This is a genomic window from Vibrio iocasae (assembly GCF_042245395.1).
Lineage (GTDB): Bacteria > Pseudomonadota > Gammaproteobacteria > Enterobacterales > Vibrionaceae > Vibrio > Vibrio iocasae.
This window is the reverse complement of sequence record NZ_CP145310.1, coordinates 1,480,562-1,501,075: the sequence shown is the minus strand read 5'-3', so window position 1 is coordinate 1,501,075 and position 20,514 is coordinate 1,480,562. Positions and strand designations below refer to the sequence as shown.

The 20,514-nt window shown below is 43.2% G+C and carries 19 protein-coding genes; 12 read left to right on the top strand and 7 right to left on the bottom strand.

Annotated elements, in window-relative coordinates; genetic code table 11:
* Window positions 1-11: 11 nt before the first annotated feature.
* The 4 genes from SNR28_RS06710 (at window position 12) to SNR28_RS06695 (ending at window position 6,059) form a co-directional block, all read left to right on the top strand.
* Window positions 12-1,073, top strand: a complete 1,062-nt coding sequence (locus SNR28_RS06710) for a 6-phosphofructokinase (protein ID WP_375748437.1) — start codon at window positions 12-14, stop codon at window positions 1,071-1,073.
* 155 nt (window positions 1,074-1,228) lie between these two features.
* Window positions 1,229-2,482 (top strand): HD domain-containing phosphohydrolase, encoded by a 1,254-nt coding sequence (locus SNR28_RS06705; protein WP_375748436.1) that lies wholly within the window; start codon window positions 1,229-1,231, stop codon window positions 2,480-2,482.
* A gap of 133 nt (window positions 2,483-2,615) precedes the next feature.
* Complete coding sequence (locus SNR28_RS06700) at window positions 2,616-5,108, top strand: EAL domain-containing protein (protein WP_375748435.1); 2,493 nt, start codon at window positions 2,616-2,618, stop codon at window positions 5,106-5,108.
* 18 nt (window positions 5,109-5,126) lie between these two features.
* Window positions 5,127-6,059: a LysR family transcriptional regulator gene (locus SNR28_RS06695; protein WP_375748434.1), complete on the top strand. Its 933-nt coding sequence runs from the start codon at window positions 5,127-5,129 to the stop codon at window positions 6,057-6,059.
* On the opposite strand, the gene SNR28_RS06690 is transcribed toward SNR28_RS06695, so the two are convergent.
* Window positions 6,056-6,940: a YjjW family glycine radical enzyme activase gene (locus tag SNR28_RS06690; protein WP_375749911.1), complete on the bottom strand. Its 885-nt coding sequence runs from the start codon at window positions 6,938-6,940 to the stop codon at window positions 6,056-6,058. The genes SNR28_RS06695 and SNR28_RS06690 overlap by 4 nt on opposite strands.
* 69 nt (window positions 6,941-7,009) lie before the next feature.
* On the bottom strand, window positions 7,010-8,533 hold the full coding sequence (locus SNR28_RS06685) for a YjjI family glycine radical enzyme (protein WP_375748433.1): 1,524 nt from the start codon (window positions 8,531-8,533) through the stop codon (window positions 7,010-7,012).
* Between the two features lie 239 nt (window positions 8,534-8,772).
* On the opposite strand from SNR28_RS06685, the gene SNR28_RS06680 reads away from it, so the two are divergent.
* Entirely contained in the window at window positions 8,773-10,674 is a 1,902-nt protein-coding gene (locus SNR28_RS06680; protein ID WP_375748432.1) for a methyl-accepting chemotaxis protein, read from the top strand.
* 73 nt (window positions 10,675-10,747) lie between these two features.
* On the opposite strand, the gene SNR28_RS06675 is transcribed toward SNR28_RS06680, so the two are convergent.
* The gene (locus SNR28_RS06675; RefSeq protein WP_375748431.1) at window positions 10,748-11,296 is read right to left on the bottom strand and encodes a TetR/AcrR family transcriptional regulator; all 549 of its coding nucleotides are present in this window, start codon (window positions 11,294-11,296) and stop codon (window positions 10,748-10,750) included.
* Window positions 11,297-11,497: 201 nt separating this feature from the next.
* On the opposite strand from SNR28_RS06675, the gene SNR28_RS06670 reads away from it, so the two are divergent.
* On the top strand, window positions 11,498-12,115 hold the full coding sequence (locus SNR28_RS06670; RefSeq protein WP_375748430.1) for a hypothetical protein: 618 nt from the start codon (window positions 11,498-11,500) through the stop codon (window positions 12,113-12,115).
* A 25-nt stretch (window positions 12,116-12,140) separates the two neighbouring features.
* A complete protein-coding gene (locus tag SNR28_RS06665) occupies window positions 12,141-12,998 on the top strand; it encodes an SDR family oxidoreductase (RefSeq protein WP_375748429.1) in 858 nt (285 codons plus the stop codon).
* 76 nt (window positions 12,999-13,074) lie between these two features.
* Here the strand turns inward: SNR28_RS06665 and SNR28_RS06660 are convergent, their stop codons facing one another.
* Entirely contained in the window at window positions 13,075-13,491 is a 417-nt protein-coding gene (locus tag SNR28_RS06660) for a VOC family protein (protein WP_375748428.1), read from the bottom strand.
* Between the two features lie 368 nt (window positions 13,492-13,859).
* Between SNR28_RS06660 and SNR28_RS06655 the strand changes: the two genes are divergently transcribed.
* Entirely contained in the window at window positions 13,860-14,393 is a 534-nt protein-coding gene (locus SNR28_RS06655; RefSeq protein WP_375748427.1) for a hypothetical protein, read from the top strand.
* A gap of 44 nt (window positions 14,394-14,437) precedes the next feature.
* On the top strand, window positions 14,438-15,868 hold the full coding sequence (locus tag SNR28_RS06650) for a diguanylate cyclase (protein WP_375748426.1): 1,431 nt from the start codon (window positions 14,438-14,440) through the stop codon (window positions 15,866-15,868).
* A gap of 67 nt (window positions 15,869-15,935) precedes the next feature.
* On the opposite strand, the gene SNR28_RS06645 is transcribed toward SNR28_RS06650, so the two are convergent.
* On the bottom strand, window positions 15,936-16,646 hold the full coding sequence (locus SNR28_RS06645) for an HAD family hydrolase (RefSeq protein ID WP_375748425.1): 711 nt from the start codon (window positions 16,644-16,646) through the stop codon (window positions 15,936-15,938).
* Window positions 16,647-17,020: 374 nt separating this feature from the next.
* Between SNR28_RS06645 and SNR28_RS06640 the strand changes: the two genes are divergently transcribed.
* Together SNR28_RS06640 and SNR28_RS06635 are read left to right on the top strand one after the other, a co-directional pair.
* Entirely contained in the window at window positions 17,021-18,766 is a 1,746-nt protein-coding gene (locus tag SNR28_RS06640; protein ID WP_375748424.1) for an ABC-F family ATP-binding cassette domain-containing protein, read from the top strand.
* A 254-nt stretch (window positions 18,767-19,020) separates the two neighbouring features.
* Window positions 19,021-19,200, top strand: a complete 180-nt coding sequence (locus SNR28_RS06635; RefSeq protein ID WP_375748423.1) for a hypothetical protein — start codon at window positions 19,021-19,023, stop codon at window positions 19,198-19,200.
* A gap of 26 nt (window positions 19,201-19,226) precedes the next feature.
* On the opposite strand, the gene SNR28_RS06630 is transcribed toward SNR28_RS06635, so the two are convergent.
* Complete coding sequence (locus tag SNR28_RS06630) at window positions 19,227-19,655, bottom strand: VOC family protein (RefSeq protein WP_375748422.1); 429 nt, start codon at window positions 19,653-19,655, stop codon at window positions 19,227-19,229.
* Entirely contained in the window at window positions 19,652-19,993 is a 342-nt protein-coding gene (locus SNR28_RS06625; protein WP_375748421.1) for an antibiotic biosynthesis monooxygenase family protein, read from the bottom strand. The genes SNR28_RS06630 and SNR28_RS06625 overlap by 4 nt, the downstream gene beginning before the upstream one ends.
* A gap of 88 nt (window positions 19,994-20,081) precedes the next feature.
* On the opposite strand from SNR28_RS06625, the gene soxR reads away from it, so the two are divergent.
* Complete coding sequence (gene soxR / locus SNR28_RS06620; RefSeq protein WP_375748420.1) at window positions 20,082-20,507, top strand: redox-sensitive transcriptional activator SoxR; 426 nt, start codon at window positions 20,082-20,084, stop codon at window positions 20,505-20,507.
* The last annotated feature ends 7 nt before the right edge of the window (window positions 20,508-20,514 follow it).

The window sequence follows — 20,514 nt, the reverse complement described above, 5'->3', positions numbered from 1 at the left end:
AGGATTAATATATGAGTTCGGTAACAAAGAGAATTGGCGTGCTGACTGCTGGTGGTGATGCTCCGGGATTAAATGCAGCATTGAGAGGGCTAGCAAAAGCTGCTCAAGATAACTACGGAATTGAGATTGTAGGCTTTTTCGATGGCTATAAAGGATTAGTAGAAAACAATGCCCGGCTGATGGAACACGCTGATTTTTCGGGGATACTGCATGAAGGTGGTTCGTTTTTAAGGAACTCTCGTGAACGACCTTTCAAAGACGAAGCAAAAGTGCAGAAAATGATAGACAACTATCACGCATGGAATCTCGATTGCTTAGTTGTTCTTGGTGGTGGTGGCACCAACAAAAGAGGCTACTGGCTAACACAGCGCGGCCTGAATGTAATTGGCCTGCCAAAAACGATTGATAATGATATTTTTGGCACCGACATTACGTTTGGCTTTCATTCTGCGCTTGAGTTTTGTACCGATGCTGTTGACCGCCTTCATACAACAGCTGCTTCACATCAGAGGGTCATCTTAGCGGAAATCATGGGTAACTCTGCAGGCTGGCTTGCATTGTATGCCGGGATCGCTGGTGGCGCGGATGCCATTATCCTTCCTGAAATACCTTACGATATCAATAAGCTAAAAGAGCACGTCGATAACCGAATGAAGAAATCTAATTCTCCGTTCTGCGTGATTGTTGTTGCCGAAGGCGCTAGAACGCTGGACGAAGCGGATTTGACTAAAAAGCAATTCAAGAAAAAACGAGCGAAAGAAGGCATTAGTGCTGCACACAGAGTTTCCAAAGAGTTGAATGCAATATCAGATTATGAGTCCCGAGTATCGGTACTGGGTTATCTTCAGCGAGGAGGCAGCCCTACTGGATATGATAGAGTGCTGGCAACGCAGTTTGGAGCGAAGGCGGCTGAGCTTCTTTATAAAGGCGAGTACAACAAAATTGTCGCTGCTAAAGGTTTAGAGGTGGTAGCTGTTCCTCTAGAGGATATTGCAGGTAAAACAAAGTTTGTTCCAAAAGATCATCTTGCGGTTCAGTCGGCGAAACTAACAGGAATTTGTTTTGCCGACTAAGGTACATTAGTCTCAAAAGCCAACATAAATGCCACCTTATTCAGATAGGTGGCATTTTCTATTCTACGCAATTCATTAAGTCCGTTAGTTTCGATTTTATTGAGATCCTGGTTTATGCTTTATCCATATAAAATAATTATTTATGGATGATGGCTATGGTGTATAAGGAAAAAATATCAATCGATCTCAGGCATGCTTTGTTGATGATTGCCCGTGCTTTGGACTTTGTTGGTATCGATGACATTAATCACGGACACAGAGTTGCCTATATGGCTTACGAGTGTGCCAAAAAACTTGGTTGGAATGAAAAAAAAGCCAAGTTTGCCTATTACACAGGCCTTATTCATGACTCCGGCGTATCAACAACAGAAGAACACTCTGCTCTTATCGGTAAGCTTCAGCCTGAAAATGTCCGCGAGCACTGCATCAGGGGATATGACCAGCTCATCAATTGCCCGCTTTTAAGTCGGTTCGCAGTTCCTGTCTTATATCATCATACCCAATGGGAAGATCTGGTAACTCTGGATCTGGAAGAGTTTGACCGTGATATTGCTGCGGTTGTTTACATAGCGGACAGGCTTGATTTTTTAAGAGCTTATTATATTCAGGACAACCATCAGGAAGCCGTTACGCTTCATAAAGAGCTCATTTCAGAACATATCAAATCTCAGTCTGGCACCATGTTTAATCCTGAAATGGTGAATGCGATGGAGGAACTCATCTTCATGGATGGCTTCTGGTACAACATGGATACTGCATACATCGAAGTTCAGGCGCTGTCGGAAGATGCGAAAGGTGATTACAGTGGCGAGTTGAGTATTGATGATGTCAAACAGATGGCAAGATTTCTGGCCCGTATTGTAGACGCAAAGAGCGCTTTTACCTACCAGCACTCTGATAAAGTGGCAGAGCTATCTCGCTCTTTAGCAAAAGAGTTAGGACTCGATGAAACGACTCAGGAACTGATTTATGTCGCTGGTTTGCTTCATGATATTGGAAAACTGAGAACGCCTGACAGCATATTAAATAAGGGGCATCGTCTAACCAGAGAAGAGTACACACGTATTCGCAGACATACTGTCGACACTGAACATACTTTAAGAAGTTTCTTCCCCGGCTCTCCAATCGGTCAGTGGGCTTCAAACCACCACGAACGCCTTGATGGCTCAGGGTATCCCTACAACAAGAAGGGTGATGAGTTGGACGTGCCTTCACGGATTATTGCGGTAGCGGATAATTTCCAGGCCCTTGCTCAAAAGCGGCCTTATCGATTGGTAAATCTTTCTATGGATGACATTATGTCCCGGCTTGAGCCTCTGGTAGAGGATCAAAAGTTGGATGGAGAGGTTTTTAACGTGATAAAAACCAACCAGGATAGGTACTATCGCATAGCAATTTCTGAAGACTAAGATAACAAACTGTGTTACCACACGATGTTATATACCTGATTAGTTGATATATTATGGCACTTTATTAATGTCGACCTGCATATAGAAAACTAGTTGTCAGGTTATATGTTGTGGCGCAGTAAAAGAATCTTCTATGTTAGGCGACAAAATCTCATTAGCGGTGATAGGTGGATGGCACAATAACCTATCCATGCTGGCAAGGCTCTCCGGATACCAATTTATTCTTGCTCGGGTCATTGACGAGAAGATTTCAGGTGTCGTCGCCCATTCAGATAATATCTACGATTTGGATACGGTTTCTCGTGAGCTGGAAGTTCACGCATTCAGAATTCTAAACTTCGGCAAGGCACTTACGTTAAAAACAAAACAACATCAGTTTATTGCTGGCATGCCCGTTTTCTGGCCTGATGATTCTGTGTACGGCGTCCTTATGACTTTCGCGGATACAGAGCCGGATTCAGACGATATATTTTTCTTGTCTAATAACCTTGCAAGCCAGATTGAAAAAGACCTTTCAGAAGTCCACAATCAGGAAGTTACTTCAAGAAAAGATGACTTGAGAATATCTTCAGGACAGTACCTTGAGCCGACATTTCAGTCCTTTATAGATAGCTTTGAAGACCACATTTGGATTAAAGATATCTCGGGGATCTATACGCATTTTAATCAGTCTTGCGAAGAAGCTTGGCAACACTCTAGAACAGATTTAATAGGTAAGTCTGACTATGATTTGTTTGAACCGGAAATTGCCGACAAATACAGTGCGGCAGATGTTCGGGTGATCAAAGCGGGCCGTCAACTGGTTGTTGAGGAGTGCGCTGATGCCCATGACGCTGAAGGCAAGAACTGGCATGAAACGATTAAAGCGCCCTTAACAGACCATAACGGTGAAGTTGTTGGCACCATTGGTATGACCCGAAATGTCACCAATCGCAAGCTTATAGAAGAACAGTTGATGATTGCCGGTACCGTGTTCGAAAACTCGGTAGAAGGGGTGATCATTACAGACCGTTTGGGGAATATCGTCTATGTAAATCAGGCGTTTTGTGAAATCACTGGGTATACCCAAGCAGAAGCGATTGGGCGCAACCCTCGATTCCTTAAATCCGGCCGCCATGAAAAACCTTTCTATGAAGAGATGTGGGGAGCGCTGGAAGAAGAGGGGCGTTGGAAAGGCGAGATCTGGAACCGACGCAAAGATGGTGCAGTGTATCCAGAGCAGTCAACCATCAGTGTGGTTTACGATGAGCAGGGTGAAGCTTGTAATTATGTGTCGGTTTTCGTGGACATCTCCCTGCAAAAGCAGAGTGAAGCTGAGCTTATTCATATGGCTTACCACGACCCGCTCACCGATTTACCGAACCGTCTTAAGCTATCCAGCCAGATAGAACATGAAATCCACCATGCGAAGAGAAATGGTGGCCAACTTGCGACCATTTTTATCGATGTTGACCATTTTAAGCATATCAATGATACCTACGGTCACCTGATTGGCGATGAGGTGCTTTGTGAGGTGGCAGAGCGTCTTGAAGAGTGTGTCAGGGAAGAAGATACGGTAGCGCGAATAGGTGGTGATGAGTTTGTTGTATTGATAGCCGGTGTCTCCAATATTGACTCGGTTATGGCGGTAGTGAGTAAACTAATGTCCCTGTTTGGCACTCAGGTTGAGCTATCGAATGGTAAGCGTCATCGATTGACGGGCAGTGTGGGCATTTCTATGTACCCTGATGACGGCAGAGATAGTGATACTTTGCTTCGAAATGCAGATGCAGCCATGTATCGCGCTAAGCAAAATGGTCGTAACAACTATGCTTTCTATACCCAGGCGCTGACGCAAGAGTCAGAGTCGCATCTTAGATTGCAAGAGGCGATGCATGACGCTCTGGATAATGATGGATTTCATTTGGTTTATCAGCCACAGTTCAATATCAAAACTAAGCAGTTGGTTGGTTTTGAAGCTTTGCTTCGTTGGAATCATCCGTCACTTGGTCCTGTACCTCCTGCAGATTTTATTCCTGTTGCAGAAAAAACCGGTCTTATCCAGAACATAGGCGAGTGGGTGCTCTTAACCGCGTGCCAACAAGCGGCACTGTGGCGTAGCCGGGGATATGAGTTTGGTCGCATTGCGGTTAACGTATCCGGTCGACAGTTGCAGCGTGGGGATTTCTCAGAACATGTAGAGAAAATTCTAGAGGTCAATAATCTCAGTCCGGATTTCCTTGAAATAGAAGTGACAGAAAGTTCCATGATGGATAACTCGGGTGGCGCCATTGCTCAGCTAGAAGCGCTCAGAAACCTTGGTGTTGAAATTGCTATTGATGATTTTGGTACCGGTTACTCCTCGCTAAGCTACTTGCAAAAACTGCCTTTAACAAAAATCAAAATTGACCGTTCATTTGTTTCCAATATCAAAGATCAGCAGAGTATCGCTATCGCCAATGCGATTATCGCGCTGGGTAAAGCCTTGTCTCTCAAGGTAATAGCCGAAGGTGTGGAAACCAATGAACAGCTGGAAATACTTCAGGTGAGCGATTGCGTCTGTGCGCAAGGGTATCTTTTTGGCAAGCCTGTTCCGGCAGAGGAGTTAGAGAGCGTGTTACAAGATCAAAAAGCATTGGCTATCTAGTAAAAAGCAGAGCTATCGATGGACTACATTCAACTTTCTCGTATTAGCCTTAAGCACCTGACAGTGCTGCATGTCTTACTTGCAACCAACAGTGTTACTAAAACCAGTGAGCAACTTTGTGTTAGTCCATCAAGCATCAGTAAGATATTGTCACAGTTACGAAACTTGCTTGGTGATGAACTGTTTTATCGGGATGGTACTCAGCTTGTTCCAACGGCCTACGCTTTAAAAATTGGCCCAACGGTGCATTCTGTACTTACCAGCATGAATGGTGTGATTCACCAACAATCGTTTGATCCTGAAAGTTACTCTGGCACGTTTAAGCTGTCCATGCGAAGCAGCGCATTTGAAGTGTTTGCCCCCATAATGGCGAAGCTTGCTTCAGAAAAAGCACCCAACTCATTTTTCAAGATTTACTCGAAAGAGCAGTTAGGGTTAGATGCTCTCATCCGAGGTCAGGTCGATATTGTCTTACTTCCGCATGATATTTCCCAGCCTCCGACTGAAAATCGGGATCTTCATTGGCACAGTATTCTTAATGACGAAATGGTGTGCCTGATGAATCCGGAACATCCGATAGCCAATGATGATTTAACCATCAAGAAGTACCTGAAGTATCGCCATATCGGAATTGTTGAGAAAGAGCTGAGTGTTCCTTATTTTGAGCAGAATCTGGCTCAGCAGTTTGAACCAAGAAAAATCGCCATTTCCGTATCGGACTTTGGCAGCGCAGCCTTAATGTGTCACCAAACGGATTTCTTGTTTACAACATCAAGGATCTGGGCGGAGACAGCACTGCAGGCGAAAGGGTTGGTGATGAAAAAGCTTCCTTTTGATTATGGTAAAGTGGCGTTCAGCATCGTATGGAACAAAGCCAGTACCAATGATCCATCAATGAAGTGGCTTTATAACGAGTTGGTCGAAGAGGCGACGAAGATACAGCTTGATTAAAGTATCACAGCAGGCGTGATAATTTCCCGACCAAGGATGGGAACTAGCTTACTTTTGAATTGCTCCACATCTTCTTTAGTACAGGTCTCCCAGAAGAGAGCTTCTCCAGACACGCCATGATGTTGAAACGCGTTGATTCTTATAACTACATCGCTGGGTAGACGAGATAGGTAGTGACCGACAGACTCTACTTCGTCAATAAGATCAGTTTTTCCTGGTATCAGTAATAGACGAACTTCATGTAATCGATGGTTATTAGCAAGGAAGTCTATGGACTTGAAGACTCTGTGATTGTCCCGGCCTACGAGCCATTCGTGAGTTTCCGCCTGCCACGCTTTAAGATCGATCATTGTACCGTCCAGGTAGGGCAATACTTTCTGCCAGCCCGTTTCGGAAAGTGTCCCGTTACTGTCTATAAAACAGGTTAGGTGATTAAGCTCTCTATCCGCTTTGATAGCTTTAAACAACTCGGTGATAAACGAAATTTCTAATGTTGCCTCACCGCCAGATACAGTGATGCCTTCGAGAAAGAAGTGGTTCTCACGAATAATCTCTAGCAGGTCGTCAACGGAGTATGCCCACCCCTTAGGACTTGACAGATAAGAGCAAACTTCAATGCATTTATCGCAGTTGGTACATTTGTCTTCGTGCCAATGAACCTTGCCATCACTTGACCAGGTTAAGGCCTCATCAGGACAGTGACTGACACAGATTCCGCAATGATTGCAATGGTTAATGGTGTGGGGGTTGTGGCAATTAGCGCAAGAAAAATTGCATCCTTGCATAAAGATAACCAGTCGGTTACCTGGTCCGTCAACACAAGAAAAGGTAAGCACACGGCTTACCTTTGCTCGTTTTTGGTTACCTGTTGTCCGTACCATTTCATCTGATGTATGGCTTTTAATTACATTACTTTTAGAGTCGAAGCTTTGCATACGGACGACAGGCACCTAGCCGAAATCATAAGTAGGAGACATCTCCTGACTAACAACACGTGGTTGGCGCTCAAGTATGCCAGTATTGTCTGCCGCTTCAGAACCAAGGAAGGTGGTATTCACCCGAGATCCCTGCTCTTTGAACTTCGCAATGTCAGAAAGTTTAACCATGTAGCCGGTAACACGAACAAGATCGTTCGAGTTAACGTTCGCAGTAAACTCTCTCATACCAAGAGAGATAGCACCCTTACATAAGTTATACATGGCTTCCGGGTTGTTCTTTACCGTCTCGTCGATGGTAAGAATATCGCTGATACCCGAAGGGTAAAACTTGTGATGCTTTACTGTGGTTTTAATGTAGCTTACCGGATCAGGTTCGGTGCCATAAGGAATGCGCACACCTGGTGTCACATCTTTATCCAGGCTAATGCCTGCCTGAGAGTGAAGTAACGCACGTCCATTAAGTCCATGCTTGACTGGAGTCGATTCTACGATACCCGCCAATTTTTCAGAAATCTTGTAGCTCAGTTCAGCGGCTTCTGAGTCATGGCCGTAACGGACAGCTTTGCCTTCTTTTTCAAATAAAGCCTGAACTGCTTCAGCCATGCCATAGATACCAAACATTGGTGCAAATCTGTCTTCTTCAATCAGGCCTTCTTCAACAAGAAAACTGGCGAAAAAGTTCGATTGCTCGTGTAAGAAAGCTGTTCTTGCTTCAATAAGTTCAAACATTACATCACAGTAGTGTGGGAGCATGTTTGCCAGGAAGTCTTCATGGTTATCAGAGCGTAGGGCAACTTCTTTCAGGTTCATTCGAACCAGAGTGTTGGCACCACCAGCCAGAGGCAGAGAGTTGTAGCAACTCACGATACCAAACCCTTTGCTATCAAAGGTGTTCGCATGCATTGGGTAATTAGCAATGTGGGGCTTGCTGCATTCGCAGATGTTACTTGTTGCCTGACGTAGCAGATCGTCTGGAGTGACCTTAGGGTCGTACATAAAGGTCAGATTGGGTGCGATCTGTTTCAGCTCTGCATCTACGCGCAGAATGGTACGGCAGATTATATTATCCGTAGGGCCAATATTGGCGTGCATAAATGCATCTGGCAGAGTGCGATCCAGCATGATCCAGAAAAGCTTGAGTTTTTGATAAATCTGCTCTTCAGTCAAAGTTCCCACGTATGGAAGCAAAATGTCATCAAGTTGACCGACATAGACCGGGATATTGGTTACTGACGGAACGTGATGATAGATGATGGTGAGCATGTTAATGGCTTCATCCAAATTGGTCGCTGGCGCCAGTTCCAGATGTTTTGAGCCATTTTTTAAAAACTTACCATAGTCAGGTAATACATACCTTGGCTTAAATGGGGCGTGGCCTTCAAAAATATCACAAAGTACATTCTCTTCTAAGGCTTTGCTGACTCGCTCTGGTACGGCAACGTAAGGGAGGCTATTGTCCGCCTGAGCTGCGAGCAGATTCGTTTTTTGCTTAAAGTTGAGGTTCTTGTCTGTGATGATTTGCAGGGTCTGATTCATGTTGAAACCTATAATTTTTATACCTTCTAATCATACTAAATACCGCTTGTTTCCACGATTGAAATTATTTCCAATATAATTTTCCATATTGGAAATAACATATATATTGTGCAAACGATTGCTGAAGAAAAATTAGACAAAAATCTACATATTCAGTTAATGAATGTAATTTTAGCGTGCTAGAATGCGGACAATATCAAAAAAAACTGACTAATAACGAGGTTGTCTTGAGCCAATTAATGAATTTTAAGGGGCGCATCGTATCAGCGTCTATTCTATTACTTGCTATCTCCATGATAGTTCTTGGGTACTTTTCTTATAAAAACTTGTCAACTCTGGTAACAGAGGATGTGGACAGATACTCAATGCTTAAGGTTTCTGCAAGTGCTGACAAAGTAGCTCAGTTTATGCTGAGTATTCGTTCAGATATGGAAGGAACAGCACCTTACTTCGCGGGTCTCAATGATGAAGGCGAGATCATGGGATCTCTAAAGCAAGTGGCTTCAATGTCACGTGCATCAGCGATTGTTGTAGGATATGAAGATGGCTCTGCGTTTAACAGCAACAAAGGGCGCTATGACGCCAGTTCTTATGATCCTCGTGTAAGGGGCTGGTATAAGTCTGCAAAGAATCAAAGAAAGACGGTTATCACGGACATTTACACAGGTAAATCAACCGGAACCTTGATGATCAGTATTGCTACGCCATTTTATAACGGCAGTAAACTTCTTGGTGTATTGCTGGCAGATATTGAGCTAACTGCTCTGAAACCTATTGTTGAAGAGATGGTATTTGATGGTGCGATCGCTGCGCTTTATGATGGCACCGGGCTGACAATTGCTTCGACGGGTGAAGTAGATGTACCAGGTAAGTCTCGTCTGTCAGATTTCCCGGATTTGGTTCCGTTGGAAAAAGAGATGCTGGCTAATGAGCAGGGTCTTTATGAGTACATGCTCCTTGGAATGGATAAGGTAGCGTACTATCAAACCATCAATCTGGATAACAATACTAAGTGGCATATCCTGGTTGGTCTGGACAAATCGGTCGTATATCACTCCGTAGAAGAATCACTTGATACAACTGTTATCACAACACTTTCTTTGGTCGTATTCTCAGCAATTGCTATCTATCTGATTTTAAGCGTTGCATATCGCCCTGTGCTGGCACTGAAGAAAACAGTGAGTGAGCTATCAAGTGGTAACGGTGATTTAACTCAGCGCCTGCCAGTAACCAGTAATGATGACCTTGGCCAAATTTCTCGTGATATCAATACTTTCATCGAAAGCTTACAGAGCATGATGCTGGATATCTCTGACATGACCAATCGCATTGGAAGCAGTGTAGGCACTCTTCAGACTCAAACGGACGAAAACCGCAGAGTATTATCAGAGCACAAAGCTGAAACTGAAATGGTAGTAACTGCGCTGGATGAGATGAGCGCGACTTCGAATGATGTCGCTCAGAATACGGCTGATGCTGTTGAATTTACCGGTACAACCAACGCTCAGACAGACGAGTCACGAGAAGCCGTTTCCAGTGCATCTAATATGGTTCTGCAACTGGTGAACAAAGTGGAAGACGCGGCTTCGCAGATCAACCACATGGGTGGTGACATCAACGAGATCACCAATGTTCTTAAAGTGATTGGTGAAATTGCTGAGCAGACCAACTTGTTAGCATTGAATGCAGCTATCGAAGCTGCGCGTGCTGGTGAACATGGACGCGGATTTGCCGTGGTTGCCGATGAAGTTCGCGCACTTGCTTCGAGAACTCAGGACAGTACGACAGAGATTCAGAATACCATTAATCGACTAACTGACAGCTCAGAGAGCGTGATAACAGCAATGAACGCAACACGTGAGAGCTGTGTGGAAGCGTCTACGCAGGCGAATCAGGTGGTCGAAGATCTTGATAACATTAGTGAATCAGTAGACGGTATCAACAACCTGAATGTGCAGATTGCGACAGCAGCAGAACAGCAAAATGCGGTTGCGGCTGAGATCACCGAAAATATGGCTAAGATGAGTGAAATGGTTCAGCGTGTTGCAGACAGCGGAGAACAAGTAAACGCTGAAGCTTCAAGTCTGGCTGATGCGAATGTGCAACTGACGAACATTGTAGGTCAGTTCAAGTTGCAATAAACTGGATTGGTTAACTTACAAGCTTGGGGCAGGGTAGAACACCTGCCCCTTTTTATATCCGTTAAAGACTAATTTAGCTTTCTTTACTACTTGATAGCTGCAGTACCCAAGACGCAATCTCTTCAATTTGAGTCTGGTTACCATTTAACATTCGAGCCATTAACCCGCCAAGCACCAGGGCGTAAGCCTGATTAGCATGTTCTTCACCTACTACCTTAATAAGCTCTGTCAGGAATCGGTTGTCTGCCATTTGCAGTAGTTCATCATTAGCAACATCCTTACTATCCCGGTTTTTCACATAGTCCAGAAGTACCGTCATTTCACCCTTAAACCGGTTATCCAGCGCTGTTAAAAGTTGAATTATGGCCTGGTTTTTGTCTTCAGGGAGCGAGGCTTTACTGTCTATGCCATAGAGTGAATGTGGCTCTAACACAAACTCTGTACAGGCGGTAAATAGCTCTTCTTTGCTGGAAAAGTAATGGTAGAGCGCACTTTTGGAAACACCGAGTGCCTCTGCAATGCCTCGCATTCCCAATCCGTTCAATCCATGCTCTGAAAAAATGTCCACCGCTTTAGCAATAAGTTCGTTGCGGTATGCTTCTCTGTCTACGATTTTTGGCATGGTTTACCTCTTTAAAAGTCCGGTTGGACTATATTCCCGTTCTCTATAAAAGTCCACTGGTCGATAAAATTAGTTGTTATCGACCGTATGGACTAAATAACTATTGACAGGATCGTTTTCGATCAATTATCCTTTATTTGGACCGACTGGACTATATAAAGAAGTTAGTCGTCCAACAAATTCAAGAAGAGAGGAAACTCCATGAGTAACGAGCAAATCACATTAAAAAATGCACCTATTAACTGGCAGTGCAATGGCAAATTTAACTTCACGACGGGTTACGGAGCGACGAAAGCAGAGAGTGTAATTGCAAATTATGCGGCATTTATTGCTCCTGTAATCTTATACTTTTTCGCCTGGAAGGAACTCGACTGGAGCGTGTCGCAAATTGTTGTAGCAGCGGTACTTACTCTGGATATGATCGGTGGAGTACTAACCAACTCACTGGGTTCGATGAAACGATACCTTCACACGGACCAAAACCTGAACGTAAGTTGGTTAGGTAAGTTGGTCGGGAGCAAATTCCTGTTTCCAGCGATTCATTTCCAGCTGTTTGCAATACCGCTGTGTTTTGATATCACATGGTCTTATGCGTTCTTTTGGTATGGCTTGATGATGGCATCCATTATCTTCGTCCACCTTGTCCCGCTGTACTTGCAACGCCCAATTGCTCTGCTGATCGTTATGCTATCAATCATTCTCGCTCAGATTATGACCTCACCAGAGGGGCTAGAGTGGATTGCTCCAATCTTCATCATTAAGTTGGTGCTTTCTCACGGTGTAAGAGAAGAACCCTATCGCAGAGCAATAGCGGAATAATGTTTCTTAGAGGTAAGGATTAAAGATGACGACATCGAACACAATTCTAGTTGCCGGGGCAACAGGCTACTTAGGACAACATATTATTAAGCAACTGCAAGCAAATGGTGCTAGCTTTCTAGCTCTCGCGCGCAACAAGCAAAAACTACGACATTGTGGCGTTGCGAATGAACAGATTCGAGAGGCGCAAGTAACTAAACCCGAGCAGCTTAAAGGCGTTTGTACGGATGTTGATGTTGTGATCTCTTGCCTGGGTATCACTAGGCAAAAAGATGGCCTCAGTTATATGGATGTCGATTATCAGGCTAACCTAAATCTGCTCGAAGAAGCAAAGCGAGCGGGTGTGAGAAAGTTCATTTATGTGTCTGCTTTTAACGCACAAAAGCATCCTGGAGTTAGGTTGTTAAGAGCCAAAGAACGCTTCGCGACCAAGTTACTAGAATCTAAAGAACTTATCCCCTGTGTAATAAGGCCGAATGGCTTTTTTTCAGATATGACTGAAATCTATAACATGGCTAAGAGTGGACGTGTGTACGCCTTTGGAGATGGAAATACTCGAATGAATCCTATTCACGGTGAGGATTTGGCCAAATTCTGTCTTGATGCGATTGAAAGCGATGAAACAGAGTTTGCGGTTGGTGGTCCTGATGTGTTGTCGGTCAATGAAATAGCACATCTCGCCTTTAGATCACTAGGTAAGCCTGGTCGTCTTACTCACGTGCCTGATAGTTTACGAAGTTTGTCACTCTCAATTGCTAAGCGATTGCCAGAAAAATATGGTGGTCCCGCGGAATTCTTTTTGACGATGCTAAGTGGTGACGCCATTGCTCCAACTTATGGTTCCCAGCGCTTACAAAGCTATTTTGATGAGTTAGAGAGTTAATAGTTGGCGTTTTTTAGTATTTATCCATGTGTTTAAAGAAACACATGGATATTCGAAATCGTATAAAAGGGCCACACTACAATTTTGTTTCGTCCCAGAACGCGGCTTCAATCTTATGCCCATCCAAATCCCGGACAAAGCAACCATAGTATGGAGCTCCATATTCTGGACGAGGTCCAGGTTCACCGTCACATGTGGCCCCCAGTTTCATTGCGGTATTGTAAAAAGCCTGTACAGCCTCTTCTGAGGGGGCAATAAAGGCGAAGTGTACGCCATTGGCAACCTCTGCAGGTTTTTGATTGTATGGGATCTGCACCCAGAATTCAGGAAATCTCTTACCATAAGCAACTGCTACATCAGGTACTTCTTCTTGCCGGCTTGCTCCAATGGTTGCTAATACTTCATCATAAAAATTAATAGCGTTCTCGAGTTGATTGGTACCCAGGGACAAATGGGAAATAATTGATGGTATATCATCAAAATCTTGAGGCATAACTTTTCTCCTATGGATATTGAAATATATTAAGTGGTTTGCAGATGTACTCGTGGAATCGTCACTGTACTACAGTACTCCGCAAGAAAACTGTATGTATATCCAGTTGTCTTTGTCCAGTAATGAACTCATATAGATTTGCAATTGAGAGGGGGCTCACGTAATCAAGTCACTGATCGTCAAAGGGCAGTAGCCTTGAAAATCCGTCTATCACGTAAAAATATCGAATGTGTCACAAATATATCTTAAGCAATCGTGGTGCTACATGTTGGGATACCTACTATTATTTGCGCTCCTAATAAATGCAGTTAATATGTATTTCAAACTAAATACTGAGCGTCAGGCTCGAAATGCTTTCAAGGAACGATATGCAAGTTTTTATACGTCTTAAAACTGCTGTGATAGGTGCGATAGCCTCATTAACATTCACAGGTCAATGTTTTGCTGGATCTGATGCAAGCTACCCAGAGGGTTGGGAAGAGTGGCCCGTGGTAAAAGAGTCGATGAACCTTCCGGCTGATACGGTTTTACCTCCAGATACCTCTTTATTCATTCAGGAATCTGTTCGTGCTTACGCGTGGATAAATGAAGGTAAGGGCTCACCGCTGACAATTAGAGTTAACCCTGAGAAGTTGGAGCAATACAAAACACATGGTCCTTATTCTGATGGTCCAACGGTTGTTGCTGTGTCGGAAGTCCAAGGAATTATATGGGTTACTGAACACGTTGGAGGCATGGCATTATACGGAAGTTATGATCGCAAAGGTAAAGATATTACCTCTATGCATCCTTCTCTGGAGCCAAGCTTCTGTGAAAGTTGCCACACTACCTACAAAGACATCTGTATTAATGGCACTTGTGCTGAACCTGTGTTGAGCACTTATGATGATAAAAAAGAGTAACAGCATTGAGTAACCGACTTTTGGGGAGGTTGACGGTAAATCAGATGTTGTTTATTTCGCATCTGGCACTTGTGCTATCCATCATTTTTGGTATGTCCTATTCTCGTTATCAAAATGATTGGACTACCAAAGTTGAATACCTTGCTGATATGTCGGCCAGTCATATAGCTGCTTACAATACCTTTTTTTCTGGCTCTGTTGCGGGACGAAATTACGCCAACTTACTTATGCAATCGACACTGGATAGCCTTAAAGCTATACCAAATCTGAAGTTTGCTGAAGTTTCCGGTACCAGTGATTATTCCAATCGTAAAGTTGAGGTCCGGTACTCAATAGAGAAAAGTAAAGGCTGGCGGCTTGATGTAACTCCAGAGGAAGCTGAGCAACTTGTAGCTAAACTGAATCAACTAGAAAGCACGTTAACAAAAACACCTGCAACCAATACCGTTCATATAAGAAAGCTTAACCATTTGATAAATAAAGTGAAGGTAGACCTAGAAGTAGTAAATGAAAACCTTCAATTAAAGTCACTTCCTATTCCCCAAGCTCCCGAAGAAATGAGAAACGCAGAGTATTTTTTGGATGAAGAAGTAAATTTGCTTTTTGTCCAAATTGAGTTGAGGAACGAAAATGGAGGACATTTCTGGGCTGTTGTCGACGCATCTGATTTGCAGGAAATAAAAGAAGAACTGCTAGTTAACGTGTTAGAAGAAGCTATTTTGGCTTTATTTGTCTCCTTCCTCCTTATTTATATCATCACACTTTGGCTGGTTAGCCCATTAAAAGAGCTAGCTTCATCGATGAAACAAGATATTGAGAAGATTGATCAGTCCAAAATACCTGAAATAAAGCGCGCAGATGAAATCGGTGAATTAGCTCGCTCCTATTCCAGTTTAATTACTAAAATTAAAAACCAATTACGTATTCTCCAGAATCAAACGGAAACTGATCCTCTCACAGGTATCGGCTCTCGCTTTAAGTATCAAAAATATGGAATAAGCTTGGTTCAAAAGAGTTTACTTCAAAATGAGCTAGTCTATGTCTTGATATGCGATATAGATAACTTTAAGCGTTATAATGACACTTATGGTCATACAGAAGGAGATAATACTCTTACTGAAGTCGCTAATAGTATGAATGGTATATTGGAACCGCATGAGCTAGGTTGCCGTCTTGGGGGAGAGGAGTTCGTTTTCATACTGACAGGGAAAGATGAAAATAATTTGAAAGGGAGAGTTGTTGCCATTAAGGACGCTGTACAGAATCTTGATATTCCCCACACTAAGAATTCACCTTTCAATGTTGTTACTATATCTATTGGTGTTGCCCCTATATCTTCAGCGCTTGAAAGTATCACAACCGAACAAGCAAAACAGGGTCTTAGTAGGGCTCTTAAGAAAGCTGATGAGCAGCTATATATTGGAAAAGAGTCAGGCAGAAACGTAATCATGTACTGCAATAACTTGACGATATAAAAGCCCACTACGTAATTTAAAAATGAATAGGTAGCATTGAAAACGGATTTCAATTTCTTGTGTCACCCTATGCATATTTTCCTATGATATGAAGAAGATCCTCTACATCACGTGCGATGTAATCAGGTTTAATTGTCCAACTATCAGGGTTTGAATGACTGTATGCAGCAGCGACGGAAATTACTCTGGTTTTATCGCCTAACTCAAGCTGTAGGTTTTGGGCAAATTTGGTATCGGCCTCATGATCACCAATATACATGAGCAATTCGCTGTTAGTATGACCAAAGATTGATTCAAGGCATTTGATACCACCGAGCGGGTGGGGCTTCTGATGTCCGCTTGAGACATCATCATAGCCAACAACCGCTTTAAACGGGGTATCGATGCCATTGTGCGCAAGTACCTGTTGAATATTCTTTCGCGAGTTTTGGGAACATACACCATGGCTGATATGTGAAAACTGGTGAACAACATCGCGGATGCCCTCAAAAAGGGTAACTTCAGTTTGATTCTTCTCCTGATGTTCCGCCCACATTCCACCTGCTATAAGCATTTCTTTATGCGATAGACCATAGTAGTCCACGTACAGCTCTTGCCAGTTTTTTGCACCATGGTTCGCTTTGTGATACTCAACTTCACTGAGCAAACATTTAGGAAGGTTGCCACCTGTCAGGTGTGGAGCAACGATAGAGAGGATGTTTTTTGTAATATCAATGTTTTTTGGTACGGAATTTACCAAAGTGCCATCGTAATCCCATAATATTGCGTCTAACTTCATATCATTGTCCGGTTATTTTATTAGCTTTCTCGATAATACAACGTTATATAGTTATGAACGTAATCATTTTGAAGTTTATTCGCTTTACTTTGTTTTGTTCAAAGTTAGAATGCTTTACACCGAATAACCGAAAATTAATATATTTTCATAGATAATCTAAGGAGGAAATTATGTCTTTGTGGTGTTCGATCAACCCACGTTTATTTGGCATTAAGGCCCGCTCAAGAGTTATTGATATCGCGTTGCGATAATCTCGACTTGAGCGAATAATTACCTTTCGACGAAAAACGTCACTCGAGTACTTTCCCTCAAGCTCGAAGAATTATTGTCAACCCTGACAACGGTGCTTTGCACCCAAAATTCTTGAGATAATTATGAGTACTTTTTTAACTGCACAATCCCTTACACTTTCTTACACCTCTAACGCGCTTTTCAAAGAGCTAAATATCACGGTTAATCGTGGCGATAAGATCGGTCTTATTGGACACAATGGCTGTGGTAAGAGTTCACTGCTTAAACTACTAGACGGACAATTCGCACCAAGTGAAGGACATATCTCTAAAGCGAAGCAATGCCTGATGAGCTATGTAGAACAGCACATTCCACATGAACTTCATTCAATGACGGTGTTGGACTCGTTGTCTGACTCTCTTGACGAAGGCGAAGATTGGCGAGCGGAATTGCTGTTGTCGGAGTTAGGCTTTTCTGAAGCCGATTGGACGATGCCCGTGCTGAACTGTAGTGGTGGTCAGCAGATGCGATTGCTATTAGCCAGAGCTATCATCAACGAACCTGATTTGCTTTTACTCGACGAACCCAGTAACCACTTGGATCTTCCTTCACTTATGTGGCTGGAGAAGTTCTTAATGAAGTGGAAGGGCTCATTTGTATTAGTTTCCCATGATCAAACTCTGCTTGACTCAGTCACCAACACAACATGGGTTATGCGTGACCAGTCACTTCATCATTTTTCGCTGCCTTGCTCTCAGGCAAGAGAAGCTCTCAAAGACAAAGATGAGCAAGACAGAGCGCGTCACTTTAGCGAACAGAAAGAGATAGATCGTATAGAGAAAAGCGCTAAGCGATTAGCGGTGTGGGGTAAGGTTTACGATAACGAAGATCTGGCTCGAAAAGCGAAAACCATGTTTGCCAGAAAAGAGCGACTTGAAGAGGAGCAGACAGAGCTGAGTGAAGGTGTCCCCTGGAGTTTGAAGCTCAAGGGAGAGGCATTACCTGCAAACAGACTAGTGGAAACGATCCCTTTTGTGGTCAAACCGCCACAAAGTCATCAAGCACTATTTGATATGCCAGAAATGCGTATTAAAAGTGGCGACCGCATCGCTGTTTTAGGCAGTAATGGCTGTGGTAAGTCAACATTATTAAACCGCTTACATTGGCTGTATCTGCAAAAACAGATTGAAGAAGCTAGCTGCATTGATAGAGCTAATGGTTCAGTAACCTTCCATGATCGATGTCGCCTGGGATACTACGATCAGTCACTAGAGCAACTGAATGACTCCGACACACTGACAGATGCGTTATGCCATTTTGCTTCAATTAGCGACGAGCAAAGCAAACGAGCGTTAATCAGCGCTGGCTTTCAGTACATCAGGCACGATCAAAAAGTGGCTTCACTGAGTGGTGGAGAGAGGGCCCGATTACTGTTTATCGGACTTACGCTTGCGAGGTATCACCTGCTGTTTCTTGACGAGCCGACTAACCACTTAGATATGGAAGGAAAAGAGGAGCTTGTTGAGACACTTAATGAGTTTGAAGGTGCGACTGTTTTGGTTAGTCACGATCGTAGCTTGATTGAGCGAAGCTGTAATCGGTTCTGGTTAATTCACAATGGGAAGCTGACGGAGTATTTATCCGCTGAAGACGTATATGAGCAACTTATTGATCAACCGCTACTTTCAGTACATGACCGAGTTCCTGAAGTAAAACAAAGTTCGCCTTCGGCAGGGTCGATAATGTCAGATGAGGAGCGACTTTTGGAACGTTTGATAGAACTAGAGTCACTGCTAGAAGATGATTTACATCGGAAACCCAAGCATCAAAAGCCGAACTTACAGAGGCAGTGGAAAGAGGAGATAGAGAAAATTAGCTGTCGACTATAAACGTTTCGAATAGCATCGAGTATGCTCTCTTTCTGTAGGCTACCTCTGGGTAGCCTACGCATTACGTGTTTGGTTCACTTCAATTTGATCTATATGGAAGTCACCAAAATTTATTTCTAACTATTTCCATCAACTGTTGAGTACCTTACAAATAAACTCCCTGTCATTATCTCGGTATCAATTAATTAACCACCATAACTTGAATGAAGATTAATTATGTTCGTTTAAGGTTATGGGCTAAATCGAGGTAATAAATGATGGATTTGAAAGCGAGAGCAGAGCTTGGTGATATATTAACTGACATTCAGATTTTACTGGATATTCTGGCGAAGAACCCGTCAGCATTAGAAGCGTATCCTAACCTTAAGTCTCACTTAGAAAACAGGAGCCAAAATAGGCACCGCATATCAGAGGTGCCGTCTTGCAATAGTTAATTGGGCGCAGGCCGCATACCCAACCGTTATAGAGAGTAATCGTTTCTCTGTTCTGGTTGGTCAGTCAGGTACTCCACAAACTCAAACTGAAGATTGTGCTTATCTATATAGTAGGCACTTCTTCGGTACGGATGTTCTCCTCCCATGTGGTCAAGTTCGTACCCCGCTTTCGTAAGGCGTTCAATCACCGCTTGTAAATCTTCAACCACGATGCCGATATGCTTTACACCGGTCCAATGCTCTTTCCAGTTTTTCGCTAGACCTTCACCCGCATCTTGAATATTAATGTAAGAATTTTCGTCTCCGATGTGGTACCAACGGATTTGTCTGCCAAACCAGTTATCCATCTTTCCTTCTCCCCGGATTGACCAGTCTGGCGCTGCTGTTAAAAGCAGTTTTATAGTGTGCTGTGCATCCACTACAGAAATGTTGGCGTGTTCAATGTAAGTTCTCATAAAGCCCCCTGCGTTTCTGATTTATTGAGTTCTGTCTTTTGTAGGTAGTCACTCAGTACTTCAAGTTGATGAATCGTACGTGAGCTGACCAGGCAATTTTTCATGATTTTTCGATTAGCTTTGTAGTTTGAAGATTCAACCTGAGGGGCAGACTCCCAAGTTTTCTTGTCTGGCCATTGAGCGTATCCAATAAAGGTGTTTGTTGTCTCGGTGGTATGAAGTCGAGATCCTAGGCTTCCGCAATTGAGATAGATCTCTTTGGTGACTTCCAGCCAAGCCTTTCTAAATACCGACTCTGTTCCGGGTTTGATTTCAAACTCATAGATAGCAATAAACATTTAACCTCCTTGTATTTTTACTGGACGGCTTTAACTTTAATTCCTAAAGTTAACTTGAGGTCAAGCGTGAATTAGGATTTTATTTGATATGGAAATGAGTGTCGGGCAGGTAGCGAAAAGGGCAGGGGTGAGTGTTCCCACATTGCACTTTTACGAAACAAAAGGATTGATTAGCAGCCATCGAAATCAGGGAAATCAAAGGCGTTATAATAGACAGGTGCTAAGGCGTATTGCTGTAATTAAAGCTGCACAGAATGTTGGCTTAACGCTGAGCGAAATTTCAGATGCTTTAGGGGCATTACCAAAAGATAAAGCACCAAACCGAGGAGAGTGGGAGCAACTGGCAGCAGATTGGCACGATAAACTTGAAGCCAAAATTCATAGCTTGAAGTTGATGCAAAGCCAGTTGGGAGGCTGTATCAAATGTGGTTGCTTGTCATTGGAGACCTGTCAACTTTATAACCCAGATGATTCTGAAGGTATTGAAAGACCCGGAGCCAAACTCACGGAATAAGGTTCAT